General features: G+C 51.4%; 31 protein-coding genes and 2 pseudogenes. 25 read left to right on the forward strand and 8 right to left on the reverse strand.

Annotated features, from left to right (window positions below; genetic code table 11):
- Window positions 1–14 precede the first annotated feature (14 nt).
- Together LU633_RS10365 and LU633_RS10370 are read left to right on the forward strand one after the other, a co-directional pair.
- Window positions 15–257, forward strand: a complete 243-nt coding sequence (locus LU633_RS10365) for a hypothetical protein (RefSeq protein WP_016192914.1) — start codon at window positions 15–17, stop codon at window positions 255–257.
- The gene (locus tag LU633_RS10370; protein ID WP_016192913.1) at window positions 247–846 is read left to right on the forward strand and encodes an HNH endonuclease signature motif containing protein; all 600 of its coding nucleotides are present in this window, start codon (window positions 247–249) and stop codon (window positions 844–846) included. Before LU633_RS10365 ends, LU633_RS10370 begins: the two co-directional genes overlap by 11 nt.
- 429 nt (window positions 847–1,275) lie before the next feature.
- Here LU633_RS10370 and LU633_RS10375 read toward each other — a convergent pair whose 3' ends face one another.
- A complete protein-coding gene (locus LU633_RS10375) occupies window positions 1,276–1,437 on the reverse strand; it encodes a hypothetical protein (protein WP_157275273.1) in 162 nt (53 codons plus the stop codon).
- A 160-nt stretch (window positions 1,438–1,597) separates the two neighbouring features.
- Window positions 1,598–2,818 carry an ISL3 family transposase gene (locus LU633_RS10380; protein WP_046371806.1) on the reverse strand — a complete coding sequence of 407 codons (1,221 nt, stop codon included), beginning with the start codon at window positions 2,816–2,818 and terminating at the stop codon, window positions 1,598–1,600.
- Window positions 2,819–3,022: 204 nt separating this feature from the next.
- Between LU633_RS10380 and LU633_RS10385 the strand changes: the two genes are divergently transcribed.
- From LU633_RS10385 to LU633_RS10435, 11 genes are all read left to right on the forward strand, one after another.
- Complete coding sequence (locus tag LU633_RS10385) at window positions 3,023–3,220, forward strand: hypothetical protein (protein ID WP_016192912.1); 198 nt, start codon at window positions 3,023–3,025, stop codon at window positions 3,218–3,220.
- A 57-nt stretch (window positions 3,221–3,277) separates the two neighbouring features.
- On the forward strand, window positions 3,278–3,877 hold the full coding sequence (locus tag LU633_RS10390) for a DUF1367 family protein (protein ID WP_016192911.1): 600 nt from the start codon (window positions 3,278–3,280) through the stop codon (window positions 3,875–3,877).
- Complete coding sequence (locus tag LU633_RS10395; protein ID WP_016192910.1) at window positions 3,874–4,527, forward strand: phage N-6-adenine-methyltransferase; 654 nt, start codon at window positions 3,874–3,876, stop codon at window positions 4,525–4,527. Before LU633_RS10390 ends, LU633_RS10395 begins: the two co-directional genes overlap by 4 nt.
- Window positions 4,524–4,820 carry a DUF1364 domain-containing protein gene (locus LU633_RS10400; RefSeq protein ID WP_016192909.1) on the forward strand — a complete coding sequence of 99 codons (297 nt, stop codon included), beginning with the start codon at window positions 4,524–4,526 and terminating at the stop codon, window positions 4,818–4,820. Before LU633_RS10395 ends, LU633_RS10400 begins: the two co-directional genes overlap by 4 nt.
- Complete coding sequence (locus LU633_RS10405; RefSeq protein WP_016192908.1) at window positions 4,817–5,200, forward strand: hypothetical protein; 384 nt, start codon at window positions 4,817–4,819, stop codon at window positions 5,198–5,200. The genes LU633_RS10400 and LU633_RS10405 overlap by 4 nt, the downstream gene beginning before the upstream one ends.
- A complete protein-coding gene (locus LU633_RS10410) occupies window positions 5,197–5,895 on the forward strand; it encodes a bacteriophage antitermination protein Q (RefSeq protein WP_016192907.1) in 699 nt (232 codons plus the stop codon). The genes LU633_RS10405 and LU633_RS10410 overlap by 4 nt, the downstream gene beginning before the upstream one ends.
- 133 nt (window positions 5,896–6,028) lie before the next feature.
- On the forward strand, window positions 6,029–6,232 hold the full coding sequence (locus tag LU633_RS10415; RefSeq protein WP_016192906.1) for a DUF2767 family protein: 204 nt from the start codon (window positions 6,029–6,031) through the stop codon (window positions 6,230–6,232).
- A 157-nt stretch (window positions 6,233–6,389) separates the two neighbouring features.
- Window positions 6,390–6,716: a phage holin, lambda family gene (locus LU633_RS10420; protein ID WP_016192905.1), complete on the forward strand. Its 327-nt coding sequence runs from the start codon at window positions 6,390–6,392 to the stop codon at window positions 6,714–6,716.
- Entirely contained in the window at window positions 6,713–7,324 is a 612-nt protein-coding gene (locus LU633_RS10425) for a glycoside hydrolase family 19 protein (protein WP_016192904.1), read from the forward strand. Before LU633_RS10420 ends, LU633_RS10425 begins: the two co-directional genes overlap by 4 nt.
- Window positions 7,321–7,752: a DUF2514 family protein gene (locus LU633_RS10430; RefSeq protein WP_016192903.1), complete on the forward strand. Its 432-nt coding sequence runs from the start codon at window positions 7,321–7,323 to the stop codon at window positions 7,750–7,752. Before LU633_RS10425 ends, LU633_RS10430 begins: the two co-directional genes overlap by 4 nt.
- A 25-nt stretch (window positions 7,753–7,777) precedes the next feature.
- Window positions 7,778–8,146: a hypothetical protein gene (locus LU633_RS10435; protein ID WP_016192902.1), complete on the forward strand. Its 369-nt coding sequence runs from the start codon at window positions 7,778–7,780 to the stop codon at window positions 8,144–8,146.
- On the opposite strand, the gene LU633_RS10440 is transcribed toward LU633_RS10435, so the two are convergent.
- Entirely contained in the window at window positions 8,143–8,430 is a 288-nt protein-coding gene (locus tag LU633_RS10440) for a type II toxin-antitoxin system RelE/ParE family toxin (protein WP_016192901.1), read from the reverse strand. The genes LU633_RS10435 and LU633_RS10440 overlap by 4 nt on opposite strands.
- 6 nt (window positions 8,431–8,436) lie before the next feature.
- Window positions 8,437–8,694: a type II toxin-antitoxin system ParD family antitoxin gene (locus tag LU633_RS10445; protein ID WP_016192900.1), complete on the reverse strand. Its 258-nt coding sequence runs from the start codon at window positions 8,692–8,694 to the stop codon at window positions 8,437–8,439.
- A gap of 326 nt (window positions 8,695–9,020) precedes the next feature.
- Between LU633_RS10445 and LU633_RS10450 the strand changes: the two genes are divergently transcribed.
- The 12 genes and pseudogenes from LU633_RS10450 to LU633_RS10505 all read left to right on the forward strand — a co-directional run bounded on the left by LU633_RS10450 (window position 9,021) and on the right by LU633_RS10505 (window position 16,017).
- A complete protein-coding gene (locus LU633_RS10450; protein ID WP_046372277.1) occupies window positions 9,021–9,617 on the forward strand; it encodes an ORF6N domain-containing protein in 597 nt (198 codons plus the stop codon).
- 153 nt (window positions 9,618–9,770) lie between these two features.
- Window positions 9,771–9,920, forward strand: a complete 150-nt coding sequence (locus LU633_RS10455; RefSeq protein ID WP_157275272.1) for a hypothetical protein — start codon at window positions 9,771–9,773, stop codon at window positions 9,918–9,920.
- A gap of 206 nt (window positions 9,921–10,126) precedes the next feature.
- On the forward strand, window positions 10,127–10,279 hold the full coding sequence (locus LU633_RS10460; RefSeq protein ID WP_016192898.1) for a Hok/Gef family protein: 153 nt from the start codon (window positions 10,127–10,129) through the stop codon (window positions 10,277–10,279).
- Between the two features lie 177 nt (window positions 10,280–10,456).
- Window positions 10,457–11,053, forward strand: coding sequence for a DUF1367 family protein (locus LU633_RS10465; protein WP_046372003.1), 597 nt, complete (start codon window positions 10,457–10,459; stop codon window positions 11,051–11,053).
- The gene (locus LU633_RS10470) at window positions 11,050–11,703 is read left to right on the forward strand and encodes a phage N-6-adenine-methyltransferase (protein ID WP_046372004.1); all 654 of its coding nucleotides are present in this window, start codon (window positions 11,050–11,052) and stop codon (window positions 11,701–11,703) included. The genes LU633_RS10465 and LU633_RS10470 overlap by 4 nt, the downstream gene beginning before the upstream one ends.
- Window positions 11,700–13,160: pseudogene (locus LU633_RS10475) on the forward strand (DNA cytosine methyltransferase); the annotation flags it as partial. The gene LU633_RS10470 and the pseudogene LU633_RS10475, both read left to right, overlap by 4 nt.
- Window positions 13,161–13,162: 2 nt before the next feature.
- A complete protein-coding gene (locus LU633_RS10480) occupies window positions 13,163–13,456 on the forward strand; it encodes a DUF1364 domain-containing protein (protein WP_016192894.1) in 294 nt (97 codons plus the stop codon).
- A complete protein-coding gene (locus LU633_RS10485) occupies window positions 13,453–13,830 on the forward strand; it encodes a hypothetical protein (RefSeq protein ID WP_016192893.1) in 378 nt (125 codons plus the stop codon). Before LU633_RS10480 ends, LU633_RS10485 begins: the two co-directional genes overlap by 4 nt.
- Window positions 13,831–13,837: 7 nt before the next feature.
- A complete protein-coding gene (locus LU633_RS10490; RefSeq protein WP_016192892.1) occupies window positions 13,838–14,524 on the forward strand; it encodes a bacteriophage antitermination protein Q in 687 nt (228 codons plus the stop codon).
- Window positions 14,525–14,687: 163 nt separating this feature from the next.
- The gene (locus tag LU633_RS10495) at window positions 14,688–14,792 is read left to right on the forward strand and encodes a hypothetical protein (protein ID WP_233482029.1); all 105 of its coding nucleotides are present in this window, start codon (window positions 14,688–14,690) and stop codon (window positions 14,790–14,792) included.
- 221 nt (window positions 14,793–15,013) lie between these two features.
- Entirely contained in the window at window positions 15,014–15,337 is a 324-nt protein-coding gene (locus tag LU633_RS10500) for a phage holin family protein (protein WP_016192891.1), read from the forward strand.
- Between the two features lie 68 nt (window positions 15,338–15,405).
- Window positions 15,406–16,017, forward strand: coding sequence for a glycoside hydrolase family 19 protein (locus tag LU633_RS10505; RefSeq protein WP_016192890.1), 612 nt, complete (start codon window positions 15,406–15,408; stop codon window positions 16,015–16,017).
- A gap of 441 nt (window positions 16,018–16,458) precedes the next feature.
- Here LU633_RS10505 and LU633_RS10510 read toward each other — a convergent pair whose 3' ends face one another.
- From LU633_RS10510 to LU633_RS10525, 4 genes and pseudogenes are all read right to left on the reverse strand, one after another.
- Window positions 16,459–17,673 (reverse strand): IS91 family transposase, encoded by a 1,215-nt coding sequence (locus LU633_RS10510; protein WP_046372006.1) that lies wholly within the window; start codon window positions 17,671–17,673, stop codon window positions 16,459–16,461.
- Window positions 17,674–17,681: 8 nt separating this feature from the next.
- Complete coding sequence (locus tag LU633_RS10515; protein ID WP_161796965.1) at window positions 17,682–17,822, reverse strand: hypothetical protein; 141 nt, start codon at window positions 17,820–17,822, stop codon at window positions 17,682–17,684.
- A 361-nt stretch (window positions 17,823–18,183) separates the two neighbouring features.
- The gene (locus LU633_RS10520; protein ID WP_046372007.1) at window positions 18,184–19,224 is read right to left on the reverse strand and encodes an IS481 family transposase; all 1,041 of its coding nucleotides are present in this window, start codon (window positions 19,222–19,224) and stop codon (window positions 18,184–18,186) included.
- 94 nt (window positions 19,225–19,318) lie between these two features.
- Window positions 19,319–20,450: pseudogene (locus LU633_RS10525) on the reverse strand (helix-turn-helix domain-containing protein).
- Window positions 20,451–20,603 lie beyond the last annotated feature (153 nt).

Below are 20,603 nucleotides of genomic sequence, written 5' to 3' on the forward strand. Positions count from 1 at the left end.
CATAAGAGGTTTACGTGAAAAATTCTTTATCTGATCTGAATAACCACCTGTTTGCACAGATGGAACGCCTGAGCGACGAGTCGCTTACTGGAGATAAGCTACAAGAGGAAATCAACCGCGCCAAAGCTGTGACGGGTATTTCCACACAAATTATCAGTAATGCCCGTCTGGTGCTCGATGCTGAAGAGTATAGCCGCGGGCTGAAGCCGGGCGATACTCCTGAAGTCCTGAGAGTGGGTAAATCACATGGCGCATAAATATAGCGAGATCGAACTGAACTGGGTTAAATGGCACGCTGCGCTGGAACGGCAGGAGCTTGCCGATAAATTTAACGAACGCTTTGGTACCGAGCTAACTGCCGGGCAGCTTAGTTCCCTCAGGAAACGCAAAGGCTGGTTGACAGGCCGTGATGGTCGATTCAAAAAAGGCCAGGCCAAAGTACCAGGCTCTGGCGCCAAAACACCGAATGCGACATCGTTCAAAAAAGGTAACCGCCCGGCGAACTATGTCCCCGTGGGTACCGAGATCACAGATGGCGATGGTTATCGGCGCGTGAAGGTTGGCGACCCCAACGAGTGGGAATTTGTCCATCTTCGCGTATGGGAGCAACACAATGGACCAATCCCGCCAGGAATGGTAATTCGCTTTCTCGATGGTGACAGACAGAATCTTGATCCTGCCAATCTGGTGAAAGTCAGCAAGGCCGAGCACATACACCTGAATCGCCGGGAATACAACGCGGCACCGGCTGATGTCAAACCAGTGTTGTTTAATCTATCTAAGCTGGAGGTAAAACTCTTTGAGGTTCAGCGGAATGGCGATCCAAAAGAAAAAGCCCCGAGCTGATGAATCAACCCGAGGCCTCTCGTATGCTCGACACATGCTAGGATAGCCTCTCATAGCTGGAAAGGTCAATCGCACATACAAAAAACCCCGGGTTGGTAGCCCGAGGTTTTTTGATGGTTTCAGCTAAGTTGTTCAACAACCGCTTCCAACCGCTTACAGATGCTTATCTAAGCAAGCAATCTCCAACGAGGTTAGGATTACCTAATATCAGGGAGATTTCAAGAAATAATTAGCTTTTGCTAACTGCCTGCATAATGTAGAATCTAACCCGTTGAAGTTATTGCCCCAAACTCAGGATTAGCGGACAGTTTTTCCCCGCTGAAACAGGTGGTGCTGTCAGGGTTCTAACCTGGGAAGCGGCAAGCAATCTCCAACGATAGCATGGTTTGGCTCGGGGAAATTTAAGGGCCAGTCAATCCTGCCAATTCCTTACGTAAGGAAAAACGGATGATAACGATCCTGACCATCATCAAACTGGTCATCGAAATCATCGTCGCAGTGATGCGACTGATCACCGAGACAAAATAATCGGTGAAACGTAGCTAAGGCGCGGTGGTCACCAGCTACCGCGTCTTTAATAACCTCCAGCATTCATTCCCGTCTTTTCCTGCCGTTCACCTACTTTCAATAAAGCCATTGCTTGAAAAACACTCAATCAATTGATTTTTATCGATATGATCAAAAATAACGCGATAGACACTGGAGAATTGCACTGGTTTTATATGGGACTTCCCCGATCATGGTGGGAGACTCAGAACGCCATGTTCAGCTTCCCGTAGTGGAACATTACGCCCAGCTTGAACCGTTCTTTATTCCTGAAGCCCCGTGACTTGATCCTCAGCAACCGTATTTTACTGTTCAGAGACTCCGCATTGCCGTTCGATACCCGGTTTTTCATCGCATTCAGAATGCCGTAAAGCCGCTTTGCCACCATGCGGGCAATGCTGACCATGAGTGGTATGCCGGTGTCTTTAGCCATCGCCATCCATTCCTGCCACAACTTACGGCTATGGTCGTCATAGCGGCGGTGCCACAGATCGCGGGCAAGCTCTTTCATTACCCAGCACTGGTTCGTTTGCGGTAACACCAGCCGGGCAACTTCTAACCTCTCAGCGCGGCGCCCAAAGCGATTTTGTTTGCTGTAAAACCATAAGTAGCGTGAGCGGTGGGCGTCTTTCCTGTCTGACGACGGGATCTGTTTCATCTCAGCCTGACGGGTTTTATCAACGATGGCGCACAACATTTTTGCCACATGGAAGTGATCGAAGGCGATTTTATCCACGGCATTGGGGAGATGGATGCGTGCAGCACTGATATAGGCCGTGTTCATGTCCATAGACAGCGTTTTTATCTCTTCAAGCTGGTGATCTCTCAGGCTACGCAGATAACTGGCAAGACTTTCTACACCGCGATCGTCGGTCAGTTGCAAAGCGCGTCCCTGCCTGTCAGAGATAACGGTGACGTACTGGTGTCCTTTTTTGAACCCGACTTCATCCACGCAGAGATGACGGGCCGATAAGGGTTGTTTTATCCGGGCCAGGCCTCGTTTTACTGCGCGCATCATGATGCCGTCCACGGCATTCCAACTGAGTTTGAGCTGCTTTCTGACAGCATCCACGGTGCTAATTTTCAGCCATGAAAGAACAAAGGCTTCGAACAACAGGGTGTAGCGGCTGCCTGGCCCCGCCCACGGAACCGGCAGTGTCTGGCAACCGTGCTCGGGGCAGTCAATGCGGGGTACATCAGCTTCAACCAGCGTGGTGAATTGACAGGTATCGAGGTGACGCCATTTGCGACGCCGGTGGTCATGTATGGGGCAGGATTTACCGCATGTTGGACAGGTCAGTTGAGTGTGCCCGACAATGCCGACAATCACAGTCACTGAACCAGATTTTTCATCAAGAGAAAGGGATTTTACCTGCCACGGTGCGGACAGGTTAAGGATATGGGCATAGAGGGACTTTTCGTCCATGGCAGACTCCTCAGAAAATCAAGACTGCCATCATAATGCCCTTAGCCACCACAACAGGGGAAGACCCTTTTATATACAGTATATTAATGCCACTTATCTCAAACAGCTCTGACATGTTGATTGAGATAAGTGTATGCATCGGCTTAACTATCGGGACGCGCGAAGGAAAGTAAAGGATTCCCAAAAACATGCTGGAGCAAAGTGATGATCATACCTGACCACTTAATTCGTGGCCTGAACAACAGCACAAGACCTGTTGTGCTTTACAGGAACGAATACGGCGATGTTGTTTATGGCTTTGTGCTGCGCCCTGATGAATTTGTAACCAGTGTGCAGCAGATGGCTGAAGCGCGGAAAACTGCCGGAATATCGGCTGTTGATGATGCTGATAATCCACTATAATCTATACACAGGTCTGAACAACCTGCTGAGAAAACACTGTGTCACCGGAGAAAACCGATGGCACAGATCCAACTACAAAAAGTTAGCCCCGAAACCCTGACCCCGGCAACACCCGAGGCCAGCGAATTTCTGCAACGCATCAAAATCGGTGAGTGGATCCACGCCGACTTTAAGCGTGTCCGCAACTACCAGTTTCACAAACGCTTTTTCAAGCTCCTTCAACTTGGCTTTGATTACTGGACGCCTACCGGCGGCGCTATTCTTCCAGAAGAGCAAAAACTGGTTAACGGCTTCGTCGATTTTCTTTGCCGGCAGGTGGGCCAGCAACATAGTGTTGCGCTTTCCGACGCCGCAGAGCAGTACCTTGCCGATGCCGCACACACGCGAACGCGTGACATTGCCCTGCTTAAATCCTTCGAAGCTTACCGTGAATGGGTGACCATTCAGGCCGGTTATTACACCGAGCACATTTATCCTGATGGCAGCCGCAACCGTCGGGCAAAGTCGATTTCCTTTGCCAAAATGGACGAGATTGAATTCCAGCAATTCTATAAATCAACACTAAATGTGCTCTGGAACTGGATCCTGTTCCGTAAATTTTCATCACCAGCCGAAGTCGAAAACGTTGCTGCTCAGTTACTGGAGTATGCCGCGTGAACCTGAATCCATACTGCAAATCACTCGAAGCGCTGCGTAACCGTCAGTCTCACAAATTGAAAGAAGTCGGCGATCAGTGGCGTACACCAGATGCGATTTGGTGGGGAATAAACGCCAAATTTGGCCCGTTTTCACTTGACCTGTTTGCCGACGACCACAACACCAAATGTGATAACTACTACACCGCCGAAGATAATGCGCTGGCGCAGGACTGGTCCGCTCGCCTCGGAGTCCTCGGTGGTGCCGCGTACGCTAACCCGCCGTACAGCCGTGCTCAACAATTCGAAGGCGAGTACATCACTGGGATGGTGCCGATCATGCAGCACGCCGCCTCGATGCGGGAACTGGGCGGGAGGTATGTTTTTTTCATCAAGTCTGCGACAAGCGAAAGCTGGTGGCCTGAGAATGCAGATCACATCGCCTTCGTTCGAGGGCGTATCAGCTTTGATCTTCCAGACTGGTATATCCCCGCAGAAGGTGAACCGTCAGAATCCTCTGCTGGTTTCGGTATGGCGATCGCTATATTCGATAAAACATGGGCAGGCTCGGCGACAAGCTACATCAGCCGCGAAGAACTTGATACCACAGGTCGCATGATCCTGACTCAAATCCAGCGAGCAGCAATGAAGTTGGTCGGGGTGGCAGCATGAGCCGTTCCGTTAATCTCCGAAAAGAGGCGCATGGCCGCGAATGCCAGATGAGGATTCCTGGCATCTGTAATTTTAACCCGGAAACTACGGTACTGGCTCATTACCGGCTTGCTGGCACGTGTGGAACAGGATGTAAACCTGATGATGCACAGGGTGCATGGGGCTGCGACGCCTGTCATTCCGCTGTCGATGGCCGCATAAAAACACCTTATTCCCGCGATGAGCTTCGCTTATTTCACGCCGAAGCTGTTTTCCGCACGCAATCAATTCTCAGAAGTGAAGGCAAGCTATGAGCACTGAAACAGAAACCGAACTGCTGAACGTCGTGGCATTCCCGGCGAAAGAAGGGATGGAAAAAAGCGATCTGCAATTTTTGCCGGAGGGTGAAAAAGTCCGGTGCTTTCACCCCGGCGTCTTTGTTAATGAGTTTGAGCGACAGGTTCGTTGCCGCCGATGCGATGCCGTTCTGGATCCGTTCGATTATCTGCTGTCGATAGCACGGCGAGAGGTACAACTGGCAGACACCGTTGGTTATCTCCGACGTGAAGAAAAGCAGCGACGCCAGAATATCGAAAGGCTTATCCAGATTGAGCGAAACGCGAAGTCGCGAATCCGTCGGACTGGATGTAAAGCGCCTTTACCCCTCTGGCAAAATGAGGTGATCTCGAAATGACTCCTCAATTACTCGAGTACGCCCGTATAGAATTAACCCGCGCATTGATGGATAACTCAGGTAAAACGAAAGGGCAGTTGCAGGCGTTTTGTGAGCATCCACCAGCGGAGAAAGACCGCTGCCCACGCAAACACATCCACATGGTTGAGTTTGAGGATGGTCGAAGGGTAAAGGCACAGAACACTTCTCTGTATGTACTGGAGACGCGCAGCCGCCGCAGGCCATTACCACCGATTAACGATTATGAGTTTGCCGGAGCACCGTGGCGCCGCGCAGTTAATTTCCTGCCAGAGCATGAGCAGGCGTGGCTAAAGTATTGTTACGGCTTCGATCTGACGTTTAGGTATCAGACCATCATCTGTGAGGTAATCTGGAACGGACATCAAAAATATCTGCCGCCAGGCCTACTGAATAAAACTAAGAAGCGTTTAATTTCGTTGATCTGGCTTGCTGCGCAAGACATCGCAGCCACTAGAAACAATGACACATACAAAGAGTACGCCGGGGCGGCGTTGGCCAGATTAATGAGCGTGAATCCTTCAACATGGCTTCGCGTTTACGCGCCTCATTGGGCCCACTTCAAACGTGCGTTCAACGAGCTGGACACAGAGGCGTTGCAGCACACGCTTGACCACCATTGTGAAGCACCTCCTGAAGAGATTGAATGGACGCTATTGCAAAATGCAACGAAATAAGCCATATTTAGAGCAATTCTGATATGTTGCCAAAGTTGTACAAACCCGCTTAATTGCGGGTTTTTTGCTTTGGATCTACATTCGCGCTAATTTCTGAAGGTACTATCGCCAAAATAGCTAAAAAGGTGAAATTATGTACGGTGAAGAATCAGAGGCGCTCTATAACGAGATGTGTCGGATAGTTGGAGATGCGGTATTTGTCCTTTGTGATACTGACATAGAAACGAAGAAGTACAATATTGCTAATGCACTCAGAACGGCTTTATCTGGTGATAACGGACATACTGAATACATGCGTAAAGCGATGGAAGCTGCAATAACTGTCCTGGAACGATAAATACCCCATCAAAAAATTCTAGCCCTGGCAATTGCCGGGGCTTTTTCATATCAAAGGCCGCTGACAGGTCAAATTAGTGCAACGCCTTTCCCCGTTGCCGCTCCTGGATTTTCGGGGATTTTTTATTCTCACACGGCGCCCCGTTCCGGAGGTGACTATGGAAAAACACGGAATAATTGAGCAAACAATGAAATGGTTGGCTGTATACCTGCCGTTGGTTTATGCCGGGCTGACGGCTTTAGGGATTTCGGCATTAATGGATATAAGGGCCGGAAAGCCCAAAATCTATACAGCTACCGGGGCGCTGGTTTGCGGAATTGCAGCATTAGCAGTATCAGCGATTCTGGAATATTTGGGCCTTCCTGCAAATTCCGGCGCATTCGTTGGCGGCATGATTGGTTTTATTGGCGCTGACCGATTGCGTGATATTGCCGTGGCGTTATTTACCAAGCGAACCGGTATCAGTACAGAGAAAAGCGAATGAATAAATCACAGTTTCAGAAGGCGGCTAATATCAGCGCCGAGTTAGCTGCGCGTTGGTTTCAGCCAATTGCTACGGCGATGGCTGAATTTGGCATAACCTCCGCCGATGATCAGGCGATGTTTATCGCTCAGGTGGGGCATGAGTCTGGTGGTTTCACGCGTATTGTGGAAAACCTGAATTATTCTGCCGATGGCTTGAAAGCAACTTTCGGGAAGTATTTCCCTGGCGATACCGCTCAGCGATACGGACGCACCCCTGATCATCCGGCGGATCAAAAAGCAATTGCTAATATTGTTTACGCCCACCGCATGGGGAATATCGGAGAAAACGACGGCTGGAATTATCGCGGTCGCGGCCTGATTCAGATTACCGGACACGACAATTACCGGGATTGTGGCGCTGGCCTGGGTGTCGATTTACTACTGGTTCCGCAGTTGCTGGAGCAGGACGAATATGCGGCTCGTTCGGCAACGTGGTTCTTTGCCTCGAAAGGCTGCCTGAAACGCAGTGGGGATATTACGGCAATAACAAAAATCATCAATGGTGGTACCAACGGCCTTGATGACCGTAAAGCTCGCTACGAAATAGCGAAATCGGTACTGGTATGAGTGCGCTGCTTGCCATAGCCGAGAAATACTGGAAGCCACTGGTGATCACGTTGCTGGTGGCTTTTTCGTTATGGCGTGCCTACAGCTTCGGTGTCGATTCGACAAATAGCACATGGAACCTGAAATGGTCGCAGCGTGACCTGGTTGATTCGACCGCGGCGCTGCATGCTGAAGTCGCCGAACGAACCGAAGAACGGCGGCGCCAGCAGGCGGCAGACGAGGAACGGAAACGTGCAGATGAAGAACTGGCAAAAGTACAGGCTGATGCTGACGCTGCTCAGCGGGCTGGGAGAAAAAAGTGGCTAATGGATTTTCAGTACCCCCGGTGCAGAAAAGGATCTCAGCGCCTGCACATCCAACAGAACCAACACCCGCGCAGAAGATGCACGAAGAATTTTTGCGTCGCAGGGCAGGCAGAATCTGATTAATTCACCCGATGAGGACATATATCTGATGGAAACAGTAACTGAAATTTTGAATCGTACCGGCAAGGCGAGTACCGGTGAGATTGCCGCCATACTGAAAATAGACAGGCGTGATGCGCAGGCGCTGCTGAACGAACTGCTGGAGGCAGGGGTCGTCGAAAAAGGCGGGGCGCACTGGACACTGACAGAGGCTGCGCCAGCACCGGGCGGTTCACGTCCGCTCAGGCTGGTCTTGAGTTCGCCGGACGACGTGCAGGAATTCCCCACGCTGGGCTGGGTTCGCCAGCGGCGTAAAGAACTCAGAAACGAAATGCGCTGGTTGGCCCAGATAGAGAATATTGCGCGTCAGATCAGCCGTAAAAAGGCTGCCGTGGCGTATTTCAGCGAGCGTGTCTAATCGTAAGACTGACCGCCGTGATAGATACCAGCAATCAGTATTTGCTCATCATCAACGGCAAAGGCAATAACCGTCCGGTGGCGGAAGTGAGTAATTCTCAGCCCCGGACGGATGTCATCGCGGCGATTGCCTCGCTCAGGGAAAATGATAAAGCCGTCAAGGTAGTCCAGCAGCTCACTAATAAAACGGTCGGCAATCATCTGGCTACCGTGAACGGCAATGTAATCGTGTAGATCGGTAATTTGCCGTTCTGCCGCTGGAGAAAAAATAACAGTGTAAGCCATGGGCGATTACTTATTTTTTTTCACGGCTGCGCGAACCTGTTCTGTGGAGCGCCCTGAATCTGGTTTTTTCCGAAGAGCATCGAGCGCTGGTGCGGCGGTGTTCATAAGCCAGGCTTCAATCGCATTGTCGCGATCGGAGAGCGCACGCAGACCTTCGCGGATCACTTCGCTTTCGGAGGCATAATTACCGGAAGCCACGCGTGCGCGAACCATTTCGGCCATCTCGTTGGTCAGGGTGATGCTGAACTGTTGTGTAGAGCGCATAGATTTATCTCACTCAGTAGGATTAAACACCATTCAATAATAGCACAGTCGTCACCTGTTGACGACATGGATATCCGGGGCTATATTCCCTGTGCAGCCGAAAAATCGGTTGTCGGGACTGGCATCCCGGATATCTGAAAAGGCGCATACCACGCCAGACGTGGTTTTTTTATGCGTAAGCACAGTCACATCTCAATGGTGGGGCGTGTGGGGGAGCCGAAAGGCTCGCCGGGTCCTTTTCAGCCGGTCATGCCAGCCCTGTACGTCTCGCCACCAATGACTGGCATCATATGGTGGTGATTAACCTAACTGAAAAGGTAAATCCCATGACAACTCAAATTTCTGTCGAAACTCTTTCCCCAATTACTCACAACCAGATTCCTGTTATCACCACCGAACTGCTTGCACAACTCTACGGCGCGGACGTTAAAAATATCCAAAATAACTATGCTAGAAATGCGGATCGCTTTGTGGTGGGAAAACACTTCTTCAAGATTGAAGGCGAAGAGTTACGTGATTTGAAGCACAGACCATCTTTTAGTGGGTCTGTGAAAATCGCCCGCAATGTCCGCTCCCTCATCCTCTGGACAGAACGCGGCGCTGCCCGTCACGCCAAAATGCTCGAGACCGATCAGGCGTGGGAAGTTTTCGAAAAGCTGGAAGATTGCTACTTTACCCGTAAACCTGTTGCCCCCTCAGAAGACAAAAGCAATATTATTCACGGCGGCCCACGCACATTGGTAGTTCGTTTTGACGAAAGCGGTAATATACGTTTCACTGAGCAGGCCCCTGCTGGGTCAATAGTTGCAACCCTGGGTAAAGTAAAATGGTGGCTCGAAAAAGATGGCTGGCTGGTAATGCGACGGGACAGCTTAACCAGCATGACGCTACAGGATTTTTTCAGGATGGGAAGCGGGAAATAACGCACTGACGACTGGAAAATGTCGGATGGCGTCACAACTAACAATGTTGCGGAGGTGATAATGCTCTACGGAATAATCGTTGTTCTTTTCGTCGCTGCAGTAATCAGTTTCGCGCTTTTTATGCTGCGATACATTAAAGACTGAGAGGAACCTATGTCCGAACTTGATGATTTTCAGTCGTTAACTGTGCGTCAGTTTCTTGAGGAGCACTGGGATCAGTTTGTGGCTCATTGCCATGCTGATTACTCAGATGGTGAAGAACTTGCGGAGGAAATCTTCATGGCACTTGGCGGAGAATCGTAACGCTGTGCCACTGGCCAGGAGATGAGGTATACTCGCCGTGGGTGCTTGAGGCTTTCTGCCTTAAGCATTAGCCGATGGCAGAAAGAGAAAAGCCCCGGAAACATTATGCGTCTTGCTGGACGCTTAACATTAACCGAGGCCACTTCTAATGCTGAACACATTCAGAATAGCCTCTTACTGGCCTCCGGGTCAAGGAGAAGCAGGCTATGAAGCAGCAAAAAGCGATCTTAATCGCCCTGATCGTCATCTGTATCACCGTCATTATGGCGGTACTGGTTACGAGGAAAGACCTCTGCGAGGTACGAATTCGAACCGGCCAGACGGAGGTCGCTGTCTTCACAGTCTACGAACCTGAGTAAGAGAGCACGGCAGGGGAGCGATCCCCTGCCACCCTTCAGGTGGTCAGGCATCCTCAACGCACCCACACCAACAACCCGTTACGGCGGGTTTTTCTTTTTCCCGTCACTGATTTATAATAATCACGTCAGCCTGAACAACTGGCAAACCATTGCTGTGCATCAGATGCGAGATACCTGATGGCACAGATTATACAACTTTTTAAATCTTCACCGACGACACTGACCACGGCCACCACCGAGGCCAGAGACTTTTTGCAGCGCATCAAAATTGGTGTGTGGCTTAACTGCGACGTCAGGCAAGCCCGAAACTATCTCTTTCACAAACGCTTCTTTGCTCTGCTGAATCTTGGGTTCGAATACTGGACACCGGGCGGTGGTGCGATAACCCAATCCGAAAAAGATTATCTGCATGGTTACGTGAGGTATCTGATTTCCATTGCTGGTAACGAAGATACCCTCCTGGAAACGGAACAGCTATACCACGATAGACAGGAGCAATGGCGCACAAAAGAAGTCGCGATCACCAAATCTTTTGAATCCTTCAGAAAATGGGCCATCGTTGAGGCTGGTTTTTACGATACGTTTATCCTGCCAGGTAACACCGTTCGCCGTGAGGCTAAATCAATCTCTTTTGCCAACATGAGCGAAGCTGAATTTTTTCAGGTTTACAAAGCTGTTTTCAACGTTCTTTGGAACACAATCCTCTTTAAAAAATTTCGCAATTACCAGGAAGCAGACAATGTGGCCATGCAGCTACTGGAGTTTGCCGCGTGAACCAGAATCCATACTGCAAAGCACTTGAAGCACTGCGTAACCGCCAGTCACACAAATTGAAAGAAGTCGGTGACCAGTGGCGCACACCCGACGCAATCTGGTGGGGCATAAACGCCAGGTTTGGCCCGTTTTCACTTGACCTGTTTGCCGACGACCACAACACCAAATGTGATAACTATTACACCGCCGAAGATAATGCGATGGCGCAGGACTGGTCCGCTCGCCTCGGAGTCCTCGGTGGTGCCGCGTACGCTAACCCGCCATACAGCCGTGCTCAACAATTCGAAGGTGAGTACATCACCGGAATGGTGCCGATCATGCAGCATGCCGCAGCGATGCGGGAACAGGGCGGGAGGTATGTCTTTTTCATCAAGTCTGCGACAAGCGAAAGCTGGTGGCCTGAGAATGCAGATCACATCGCCTTCGTTCGAGGGCGTATCAGCTTTGACCTTCCTGACTGGTATATCCCCGCTGAAGGTGAACAGTCGGAATCCTCTGCCGGTTTCGGTATGGCGATCGCGATATTCGATAAAGCATGGGCTGGCCCGGCGACGAGCTACATCAGTCGCGAAGAACTTGAAACCACAGGCCGCATGATCCTGACTCAAATACAGCGATCAGCGATGAAGTTAGTCGGGGTAGCTGGATGAAAACCATCACTTACGGATCTGTGTGCAGTGGTATTGAAGCGGCTTCGGTAGCATGGGGATATTTGGGCTGGCGGCCATCGTGGTTTGCTGAAATTGAACCTTTCCCATGCGCTGTGCTGGCAGAACGCTGGCCCAATGTACCGAATTTGGGCGATATGACGAAAATAGCCAGTTTTGTGCGTGTTGGTGTTGTTGCCCCTGAAATAGTAGTCGGGGGCACACCTTGTCAGGCTTTCAGTATTGCCGGTTTACGAAATGGTCTTGCTGATAAGCGTGGTCAGTTAACACTTTCTTATGTGGAATTAGCGAATGGAATTGATGCAAAACGAATCGAGCGTGGAGAAGATGAAGCGATTTATGTATGGGAAAACGTGCCGGGAGTCCTTACCTCAAAAGATAATGCCTTTGGATGTTTTCTGGCAGGACTTGCCGGAGAAAGCCGTGAGCTACAACCAGCAGGGCGAAAATGGTCGAACGCTGGTTGTGTGTATGGACCCCAAAGGACTATCGCATGGCGAGTCCTTGACGCTCAATTTTTCGGAGTGGCCCAACGCCGCCGACGTGTGTTCGTTGTCGCAAGTGCTCGAAAAGGATTCGATCCCGCCGCGGTACTTTTTGAGTTCGAAAGCGTGCGCCGGGATACTCCGCCGCGCAGAGAACCGCAAACGACAGTTGCCGCCCTTACTGCAAACGGCGTTGGAACGTGTGGTGCAGACGACAACTAGGGACAAGCTGGACATTTAGTAGCTGAAACCCAATATGGCGAGGGAGTGGCTGGTACCCTTACTGCTCGCCACGACTCATCACCATGTGCCGACAGAGGGATGAACGTACTGGCTTATGGCGGCGGCAATACCAGCGGAAACATTGATGTTGCTGCATGTCTGACGGCCAAAGGTCAGCGCATTGATTTTGATGTTGAAACGTTCGCCGTTCACGGTACACAGGATCCGGATATAAATCGCGAACTGGCGCACACGCTGGGACGTAACAACGGTCAGGAAAATGCCTGCATAGCTTTTAGTTACAAAGACAACGGTGCTGATGCAACGGTAGATATGGCACCAACCTTGCGTGCCGGAAACCATGACACCAGTCATGCCAATAGCGGGCAGCCTCCAGCTATTGCGTATGAGCAGTACACACTTGCAATTCGTGGACGTGCTGAAGGTTCATCTGTTGAGGTGCGTAACGACGGAACAGCAAATGCTTTGTTGACTCCGAACGGCGGTCGGGCCGGGATGGGGGTAGGGGCCATAAGTTGGGGGCCTCAAGTTCGTCGCTTAACTCCAGTTGAATGTGAACGCTTACAGGGCTTTCCCGATAACCATACTCTGATTAATTGGCGTGGAAAGGAGGCAACGGATTGTCCCGACGGACCTCGCTATAAAGCAATCGGTAATAGCATGGCAGTACCGGTAATGCGCTGGATTGGTGAACGCATTGCGGAGGCCATTCGATGAAAAAGGTTGATCTCAGAAAGCAAGCGCGTGGGCGAGACTGCCAAATGAGAATTCCCGGTATCTGTAATTTCACCCCGGACACTACCGTGCTGGCTCATTACCGACTGGCCGGCACCTGTGGCACAGGATGTAAACCTGATGACGCACAGGGCGCGTGGGGCTGTGATGCCTGTCATTCCGCTGTCGATGGACGCATAAAAACACCTTATTCCCGCGATGAGCTTCGCTTATTTCACGCCGAAGCTGTTTTCCGCACGCAATCAATTCTCAGAAGTGAAGGCAAGTTATGAGCACTGAAACAGAAACCGAACTGCTGAACGTCGTGGCATTCCCGGCGAAAGAAGGGATGGAAAAAAGCGATCTGCAATTTTTGCCGGAGGGTGAAAAAGTCCGGTGCTTTCACTCTGGTGTCTTTGTTAATGAGTTTGAGCGACAGGTTCGTTGCCGCCGATGCGGTGCCGTTCTGGACCCGTTCGATTATCTGCTGTCGATAGCACGGCGGGAGGTACAACTGGCAGACACCGTTGATTATCTCCGCCGTGAGGAAAAGCAGCGACGCCAGAATATCGAAAGGCTTATCCAGATTGAGCGTAACGCGAAGTCGCGAATCCGCCGGACTGGAAGTGAAGTAAAGCGCCGTTACCCCGCTGGCAGAATGAGGTGATTGCGAAATGACTCCTCAATTACTCGAGTACGCCCGTATAGAATTAACCCGCGCATTGATGGACAACTCAGGTAAAACGAAAGGGCAGTTGCAGGCATTTAGTGAGCATCCACCCGCGGAGAAAGACCGCTGTCCACGCAAACACATCCACATGGTTGAGTTTGAGGATGGTAGAAGGGTGAAGGCACGGAACACTTCTCTGTATGTACTGGAGACGCGCCGCCGCCGCAGGCCGTTGCCACCGATAAATGATTATGAGTTTGCCGCCGCACCGTGGCGCCGCGCGGTGAACATGCTGCCTGAGCATGAACAGGCCTGGCTGCGTTACTGCTACGGTTTCGATCTGACGTTCCGTTATCAGACACTGATTTGCCAGTCTGTTTGGACCGCTCACCAGCAGCATTTTCCACCAGTCTTACTGAAAAAAACACAGAAACGGTTGATCGCCCTCGTCTGGTTGGCGGCTCAGGATGTCGCAGCTTCTAACAACAACGACACCTATAAAGAATATGCCGGTGCAGCTTTGGGACGGCTAATCGGCTCTACACAGCAGGGGTGGTCAAAAACATATGCGCCTCACTGGGCACTAATGAAAACTGCATTCAGAGAAATGGATTTGTCAGCACTGTCTGGGGTGCTGAATTGTCGTGGTGAATCACATCCTGAAGAGGACAACTGCTTGCAAAAGTTGTGAAAATCAGCCATATTTAGCGCAATTCTGATATATTGCCGAAATTTTAAAAAAAAACCGCTTAATTGCGGGGTTTTTGCTTTGGATCCACATTCGCGCTAATCGCCAAAACAGCTAAAAAGGTGAAATTATGTACGGTGAAGAATCAGAAGCGCTCTATAACGAGATGTGTCGGATAGTGGGGGATGCGGTATTTGTCCTTTGTGATACTGAACATAGAAACGAAGAAGTACAAGATTGCCAGTGCACTCAGAACGGCTTCAACTGGTGATAACGGCCATACTGAATACATGCGTAAAGCGATGGAAGCTGCGATAACTGTCCTGGAACGATAAATACCCCGTCAAAAAATTCCAGCCCTGGCAATTGCCGGGGCTTTTTCATATTAAAGACCGCTGACAGGTCAGGTTAGTGCAACGCCTTTCCCCGTTGCCGCTCCTGGATATTCGGGGATTTTTTATTCTCACACGGCGCCCCGTTCCGGAGGTGACTATGGAAAAACACGGAATAATTGAGCAAACAATGAAATGGTTGGCTGTATACCTGCCGTCGGTTTATGCTGGATTGACGGCGCTCAACATTTCGGCATTGGCGCTCAACATTTCGGCATTGGCGCTCAACATTTCGGCATTGGCGCTCAACATTTCGGCATTGATAGATATCAGGGACGGGAAACCAAAGATATATACAGCAACAGGGTCGTTGGCTTGTGGAATCTTCGCGCTAACCGTCTCTGCGATGATGGAATATCTTGGCCTTCCCGCTAATGCAGGTGCATTTGTAGGGGGGATGATTGACTTCATCGGAGCAGACTGAATGAGAACGATAGCTCTGGGGTTGTTCTCCAAACGCACTGGCATAACTACTTATACCGGAACAGAAAAATGAATAAATCACAGTTTCAGAAGGCGGCTAATATCAGCGCCGAATTAGCTGCGCGTTGGTTTCAGCCAATTGATGCGGCGATGGCTGAATTTGGCATTACGTCAACTGACGATCAGGCAATGTTTATCGCTCAGGTGGGGCATGAGTCTGGAGGTTTCACACGTATTGTGGAAAACCTGAATTATTCGGCTGATGGCCTGAAAGCAACTTTCGGGAAGTATTTCCCCGGTAATACCGCAGAGCAATATGGTCGCACAGCCACCCAACCAGCAAATCAAAAAGCGATCGCAAATATCGTGTACGCCCACCGCATGGGGAATATCGGAGAAAACGACGGCTGGAATTATCGAGGTCGCGGTCTGATTCAGATAACCGGTCACGACAATTACCGGGATTGTGGCGCTGGCCTGGGTACTGATTTGCTGTTGGTTCCGCAGTTGCTGGAGCAGGACGAATATGCGGCTCGTTCGGCAACGTGGTTCTTTGCCTCCAGGGGCTGCCTGAAACGCAGTGGCGATATTACGGCAGTAACAAAAATCATCAATGGCGGTACCAATGGCCTTGATGACCGTAAAGCTCGCTACGAAAAAGCGAAATCGGTGCTGGTATGACGGCCTGATAAAATGCCATCGCAGCGAAATTGATATACATGATTGTGAGCGATGGTTCACCAATGTTGGTGTGCTTTAGCTGGGTGTTCGAAGGGATAAGGAATGAAGCAGCACTACCGACATGTCGTGCTGCTTTGTGAAGAAGGGGGGAATCTACCCACAAAGGGCTGAAGTTGGGAGAAAAGTTATTTTTTTACCATTTCGAGCCTATAAATAATTTGTACCCGCTCAGACCTGATCTGACCGTTACCGGTTATTTATACAGGTGTCTGTCAGATTACATCCGGTTCATGGTTAGGAAACTGAATCATCGTTTTAAAAATTTCCTGACCATGAGCAGCAGTGTCTGTAATGCAGTAATGATGTGCCATCGGGAACGTTATGGTCATAAAATGGCATTTGCGGCGCGTTTTTAACCTGAAAGCTGTTTTTCAGACGCACTTATCCCGCAGTCTGTGCCAGAAGCCATCGTTTCCGGTCGATGTTATGCAGTCTTTCTGCCACCAACTCCGACGCGTGCCTCCCGGCCTGCGCACTGCTGAAGCGCAGTCGGTTGCCGCACAGAATGCATTTGTACGGATCCGTGCGCAGAAATTCTTTCATCAGCGCGGCGAAGCCGGGCTTCTCCGGTTTTTTCCGCGCTTCCATCTCCAGGGCTTCATACACCTTCGGCAGCAGGCTACCCCGTTTACGGTTTGATAAAAAACCGTAATAACGCACCATCTTAAAATGCTTCGCCGGGATATGGCTGATATAACGTCCGATCATATCTTCCTGCGTCAGCGTCTGCTGCCGGTACTGCTGCGTACGGTGGTCGTAATAGTGGTGCACCACCGCGCCGCCGCTGTAGTGCCTCAGCTTCGCCGCCGACACGGGGGGCCGTTTCAGGTACCGGCCCAGATATTTGACGCTCCGCCAGGCCCCCCGGGTCTTCTTCGCGAAGTGGACCTTCCAGCGGCGCCCGTACTGCGCCTGCAGATAGCGCAGCCACTGTTTTTTGTCGTGGATATACCCCAGCCCCGGCAGCCTGCCGGGGTTAATCAGGTCATAGCTGTGGCGCAGCAGCCGGATGACGGCTCCGCGCCAGATTTCCTCCACGGCATGCTTTTTAAAGAAGAGGTCGCGCCATACGCCGTGTTTAATATCAAGCCCGCCGCGGGTGACGGAGAGATGAATGTGGGGATGCTGGTTGAGCTGGCGACCGTAGGTGTGCAGGGCGCAGAAGATACCGACTTCCACACCCTGTTTTCTGGCCCAGCGGAGCATGGCGCGGGTGGCTGCGCGGAACAGGGCATTGAGCAGAGGCCAGTTATTGTTGAAAAAGGGCCACAGCAGATGGGGCATGGTGAAGGTGATATGCTGCCAGTCGCAGTCGGGCAGAATTTGCTGTTGCTCTGTAATCCACTGCTCCGTGGCCTTATGTCCGCAGGAGCTGCAGCCTTTTGATTTACAGGTCTGGCAGAAGAAGCGGGTGTGGGTGCAGTCCGGGGAGGCGCAGCAGTATCGCTTCACCCCCATGGCAGCAGTGCCGCAGGCGAGCATGCGCTCGACGCAGAGTACGGTCCAGGGGCTGAGGGTGTCCCCGTGTTTATCCATATACCGGTTCCAGGCGTCATCAGTGGTGAACAGCAGTTTTGCCGGGCGCGGGATATACATGCGGCGGATTATCGCTCTGCAGTGGCACCGGTATTATAGTGCCAGTCGTCACAGTCATCGGCCCAGTTGTCGGTGTGTTTATCCCAGGGAGCGAAGGTCACCGGCAGCATGCCGGATTCTGTGGCGATAATAAACACATCGGCTGGCATGGACTCAAGGACGACATCGCCGTCGGGTGAGTCAGGCGGCTCAAAGCCGCGGATGATGCAGACGAGAGGCGGGTCGAAGTGTGTATCGAGGAAAAACTGTGGCCCCAGGTGGACACAGTGACGAATGGCATCCTGCGGAGTGTCGTAAAAAACTCGTCGGGGTCGTCATAATCGCTCCGGGGCGGAATGGACACCAGAAAACGCTTAGGATATCCGGGTATAGCGCGTCGGGACGAGGGCGTGGGTTTACGCTTTCTGGGGGCTTTGCTACGGGCAATGTGAATGATTTCCTGAGAAATTAACTGTACTAGCTCAGACCTGATCTGACAGTTACCGGTTATTTATACAGGTGTCTGTCAGATTACATCTGGTTCAGATTTTTTTCTGCCCAGACCCGTTTTCCATCAGGTAACGTGGCCATTGGCGTACGCCCGCAGCACATTTTTCCCTGATGAGTTCGCTCATTATTGTAATGCCACAACCAGTTGTCCAGATCCGTTTGCAGGCTCTCCAGGTCTTCGTATAACTTCTTACGGAACGTAACCTGATAAAAATCCTGCAAAATAGTTTTATGGAAGCGCTCGCAGATGCCGTTCGTCTGCGGAGACATCGCCTTCGTTTTTGTATGGTCGATATCGTTGATGGCCAGATACAGCTGGTAATCATGCTGCTCCACCTTACCACAGTACTCCGTTCCCCTGTCGGTCAGGATCCTCAGCATCGGCAGTCCCTGAGCCTCGTAGAACGGCAGTACGCGATCATTGAGCAGGTCTGCGGCGGTGATCGGCGTTTTACTCGTATACAGCTTGCAGTGTGCCACTTTCGAGTACGTATCCACGAACGTCTGCTGGTAGATACGACCCACACCTTTCAGATTGCCCACGTAGAAGGTGTCCTGCGACCCGAGATAACCCGGGTGAGCAGTTTCGATTTCTCCGCTGGCCTCGTCATCGTGGGCCTTCTTCTCCAGCGCTGCGATTTGAGCGTCGGTAAGCACGATGCCTTCTCTGGCGACCTTTTCCTCAAGTGCCTTCAGGCGTTTACGGAAGTTCTCCAGGTCGTGCCGTTGCCAGATGGAGCGCACGCCGCTACCGGAGATAAACACGCCTTTTTTACGCAGCTCATTACTGGTCCGGTGTTGCCCGTGGGCCGGGAACTCAACGGCATATTCAACAACAGCGCGTTCAGTGGCTTCGTCGGCGCGGTTCTTCAGGTTGGGGACGCGGCGGTTCTGGTTAATCAGCGCATCGATGCCGCCTTCAGCAGCCAGTTCCTGATAACGGTAAAACGTGTCGCGTGACACGCCCATGATCTTGCAGGCTTTTGATACGTTACCGAGTTCTTCGGCGAGATTGAGCAGGCCGGCTTTGTGTTTGATGATGGGATTGTTAGTATGAATCATGAGAGTTACCTCGCGTTTTGTTTAAGGATTAGACACCCATATCAAAACCGGTAACTCTCAACCTTTCAAGGTCCAGTGTCAGATCAAGTCGCGACTAATACAAATTAACATACCGCAGAGTATAAAGCTGTGAGCCGGTCATGAACACCCTCGGAACGGCAGAGCCGTGACGCTCGCCCTGTAAGGGCGCTATGTTCAGATCCTTTTCTGCACAGACACGTTTTCCATCAGGTAACCTGGCCACTGGCGTTCGCCCGCCGCACATTTTCCCCTGATGAGTCCGCTCATTATTGTCATGCCATAATCCGTTGTCCGGATCCGTTTGCAGGCTCTCCCGCTCCCCATATGACTTCTTGCGGAACGTGACCTGATAAAAGTCCTGCAAAATCGTTTTATGGAAGCGCTCACCGATGCCGTTGGTCTGTGGGGACATCGCCTTCGTTTTTGTATGGGCGATATCGTTGATGGACAGATAAAGCTGGTAATCATGCGGCTCCACCTTACCACAGCACTCCGTTCCCCTGTCGGTCAGTCTTCTCAGCACCGGCAGCCCCTGAGCCTCACAGAACGGCAGTACCCGATCATTTAGCAGGCCGGCGGCGGTGTTCGGCGTTTTACTCGTATACCGCTTGCAGTGTGCCACTTTCGGGTACGTATCCACGAACGGCTGCGGGCAGATACGGCCCACACCGTTCAGATCGCCAGCACAGAAGGTGTCCTGCGACCCGGGATAGCCCGGGTGTGCGGTCTCGATTTCGCCACTGGCCTCATCATCATGCGCCTTTTTTCTCCAGCGCGGCGATTGGGGCACCGGTAAGCACGATGGCTTCTCTGGTGAGCTTTTCCTCAGGCGCCTTCAGGCGTTTACGGAAGTTCTCCAGGTCGTGTCGTTGCCATATGGCGCGCACGCCGCTGCCGGAGGTAAACACGCCTTTTTTACGCAGCTCATCACTGGTCCGGTGCTGCCCGGGGGCCGGGAACTCAACGGCATATTCAACAACCGCGCGTTCAGTGGCTTCGTCGGCGCGGTTCGTCAGGTTTGGACCCCGGCGGTTCTGGTTAACCAGCGCGTCAATGCCGCCTTCAGCAGCCAGTTCCTGATAACGATAGAAGGTGTCGCGTGACACGCCCGTGCTCTTGCAGGCTGTTGAGACGTTACCGGGTTATTCGGCGAGATTGAGCAGGCCGGCTTTGTGTTTGATGATGGGATTGTGAGTATGGAGCATCAGGGTGACCTCGTGTTTTGTATAAGGATTCGACACCCATATCAAAACCGGTAACCCCCAACCTTTCAGGGCCCGGTGTCAGATCACGTCGCGACTAATACACATGAGGCACGGAAATCGAGTTGGTTTAATTCAAAAGATAAAAAGAAAGGG

Origin of the sequence: Erwinia tracheiphila, assembly GCF_021365465.1 — a bacterium.
GTDB classification, from domain to species: Bacteria; Pseudomonadota; Gammaproteobacteria; order Enterobacterales; family Enterobacteriaceae; genus Erwinia; species Erwinia tracheiphila.

Bases quoted from the DNA above. Each gene is read 5' to 3' on its own strand.
- LU633_RS10370 (WP_016192913.1), top strand. From the start codon at position 247: ATGGCGCATAAATATAGCGAGATCGAACTGAACTGGGTTAAATGGCAC.
- LU633_RS10375 (WP_157275273.1), bottom strand. From the start codon at position 1,437: ATGCTGGAGGTTATTAAAGACGCGGTAGCTGGTGACCACCGCGCCTTA.
- LU633_RS10380 (WP_046371806.1), bottom strand. From the start codon at position 2,818: ATGGACGAAAAGTCCCTCTATGCCCATATCCTTAACCTGTCCGCACCG.
- LU633_RS10385 (WP_016192912.1), top strand. From the start codon at position 3,023: ATGATCATACCTGACCACTTAATTCGTGGCCTGAACAACAGCACAAGA.
- LU633_RS10390 (WP_016192911.1), top strand. From the start codon at position 3,278: ATGGCACAGATCCAACTACAAAAAGTTAGCCCCGAAACCCTGACCCCG.
- LU633_RS10400 (WP_016192909.1), top strand. From the start codon at position 4,524: ATGAGCCGTTCCGTTAATCTCCGAAAAGAGGCGCATGGCCGCGAATGC.
- LU633_RS10405 (WP_016192908.1), top strand. From the start codon at position 4,817: ATGAGCACTGAAACAGAAACCGAACTGCTGAACGTCGTGGCATTCCCG.
- LU633_RS10410 (WP_016192907.1), top strand. From the start codon at position 5,197: ATGACTCCTCAATTACTCGAGTACGCCCGTATAGAATTAACCCGCGCA.
- LU633_RS10415 (WP_016192906.1), top strand. From the start codon at position 6,029: ATGTACGGTGAAGAATCAGAGGCGCTCTATAACGAGATGTGTCGGATA.
- LU633_RS10420 (WP_016192905.1), top strand. From the start codon at position 6,390: ATGGAAAAACACGGAATAATTGAGCAAACAATGAAATGGTTGGCTGTA.
- LU633_RS10425 (WP_016192904.1), top strand. From the start codon at position 6,713: ATGAATAAATCACAGTTTCAGAAGGCGGCTAATATCAGCGCCGAGTTA.
- LU633_RS10430 (WP_016192903.1), top strand. From the start codon at position 7,321: ATGAGTGCGCTGCTTGCCATAGCCGAGAAATACTGGAAGCCACTGGTG.
- LU633_RS10435 (WP_016192902.1), top strand. From the start codon at position 7,778: ATGGAAACAGTAACTGAAATTTTGAATCGTACCGGCAAGGCGAGTACC.
- LU633_RS10440 (WP_016192901.1), bottom strand. From the start codon at position 8,430: ATGGCTTACACTGTTATTTTTTCTCCAGCGGCAGAACGGCAAATTACC.
- LU633_RS10445 (WP_016192900.1), bottom strand. From the start codon at position 8,694: ATGCGCTCTACACAACAGTTCAGCATCACCCTGACCAACGAGATGGCC.
- LU633_RS10450 (WP_046372277.1), top strand. From the start codon at position 9,021: ATGACAACTCAAATTTCTGTCGAAACTCTTTCCCCAATTACTCACAAC.
- LU633_RS10455 (WP_157275272.1), top strand. From the start codon at position 9,771: ATGTCCGAACTTGATGATTTTCAGTCGTTAACTGTGCGTCAGTTTCTT.
- LU633_RS10460 (WP_016192898.1), top strand. From the start codon at position 10,127: ATGAAGCAGCAAAAAGCGATCTTAATCGCCCTGATCGTCATCTGTATC.
- LU633_RS10465 (WP_046372003.1), top strand. From the start codon at position 10,457: ATGGCACAGATTATACAACTTTTTAAATCTTCACCGACGACACTGACC.
- LU633_RS10480 (WP_016192894.1), top strand. From the start codon at position 13,163: ATGAAAAAGGTTGATCTCAGAAAGCAAGCGCGTGGGCGAGACTGCCAA.
- LU633_RS10485 (WP_016192893.1), top strand. From the start codon at position 13,453: ATGAGCACTGAAACAGAAACCGAACTGCTGAACGTCGTGGCATTCCCG.
- LU633_RS10490 (WP_016192892.1), top strand. From the start codon at position 13,838: ATGACTCCTCAATTACTCGAGTACGCCCGTATAGAATTAACCCGCGCA.
- LU633_RS10495 (WP_233482029.1), top strand. From the start codon at position 14,688: ATGTGTCGGATAGTGGGGGATGCGGTATTTGTCCTTTGTGATACTGAA.
- LU633_RS10500 (WP_016192891.1), top strand. From the start codon at position 15,014: ATGGAAAAACACGGAATAATTGAGCAAACAATGAAATGGTTGGCTGTA.
- LU633_RS10505 (WP_016192890.1), top strand. From the start codon at position 15,406: ATGAATAAATCACAGTTTCAGAAGGCGGCTAATATCAGCGCCGAATTA.
- LU633_RS10510 (WP_046372006.1), bottom strand. From the start codon at position 17,673: ATGTATATCCCGCGCCCGGCAAAACTGCTGTTCACCACTGATGACGCC.
- LU633_RS10515 (WP_161796965.1), bottom strand. From the start codon at position 17,822: ATGCCAGCCGATGTGTTTATTATCGCCACAGAATCCGGCATGCTGCCG.
- LU633_RS10520 (WP_046372007.1), bottom strand. From the start codon at position 19,224: ATGATTCATACTAACAATCCCATCATCAAACACAAAGCCGGCCTGCTC.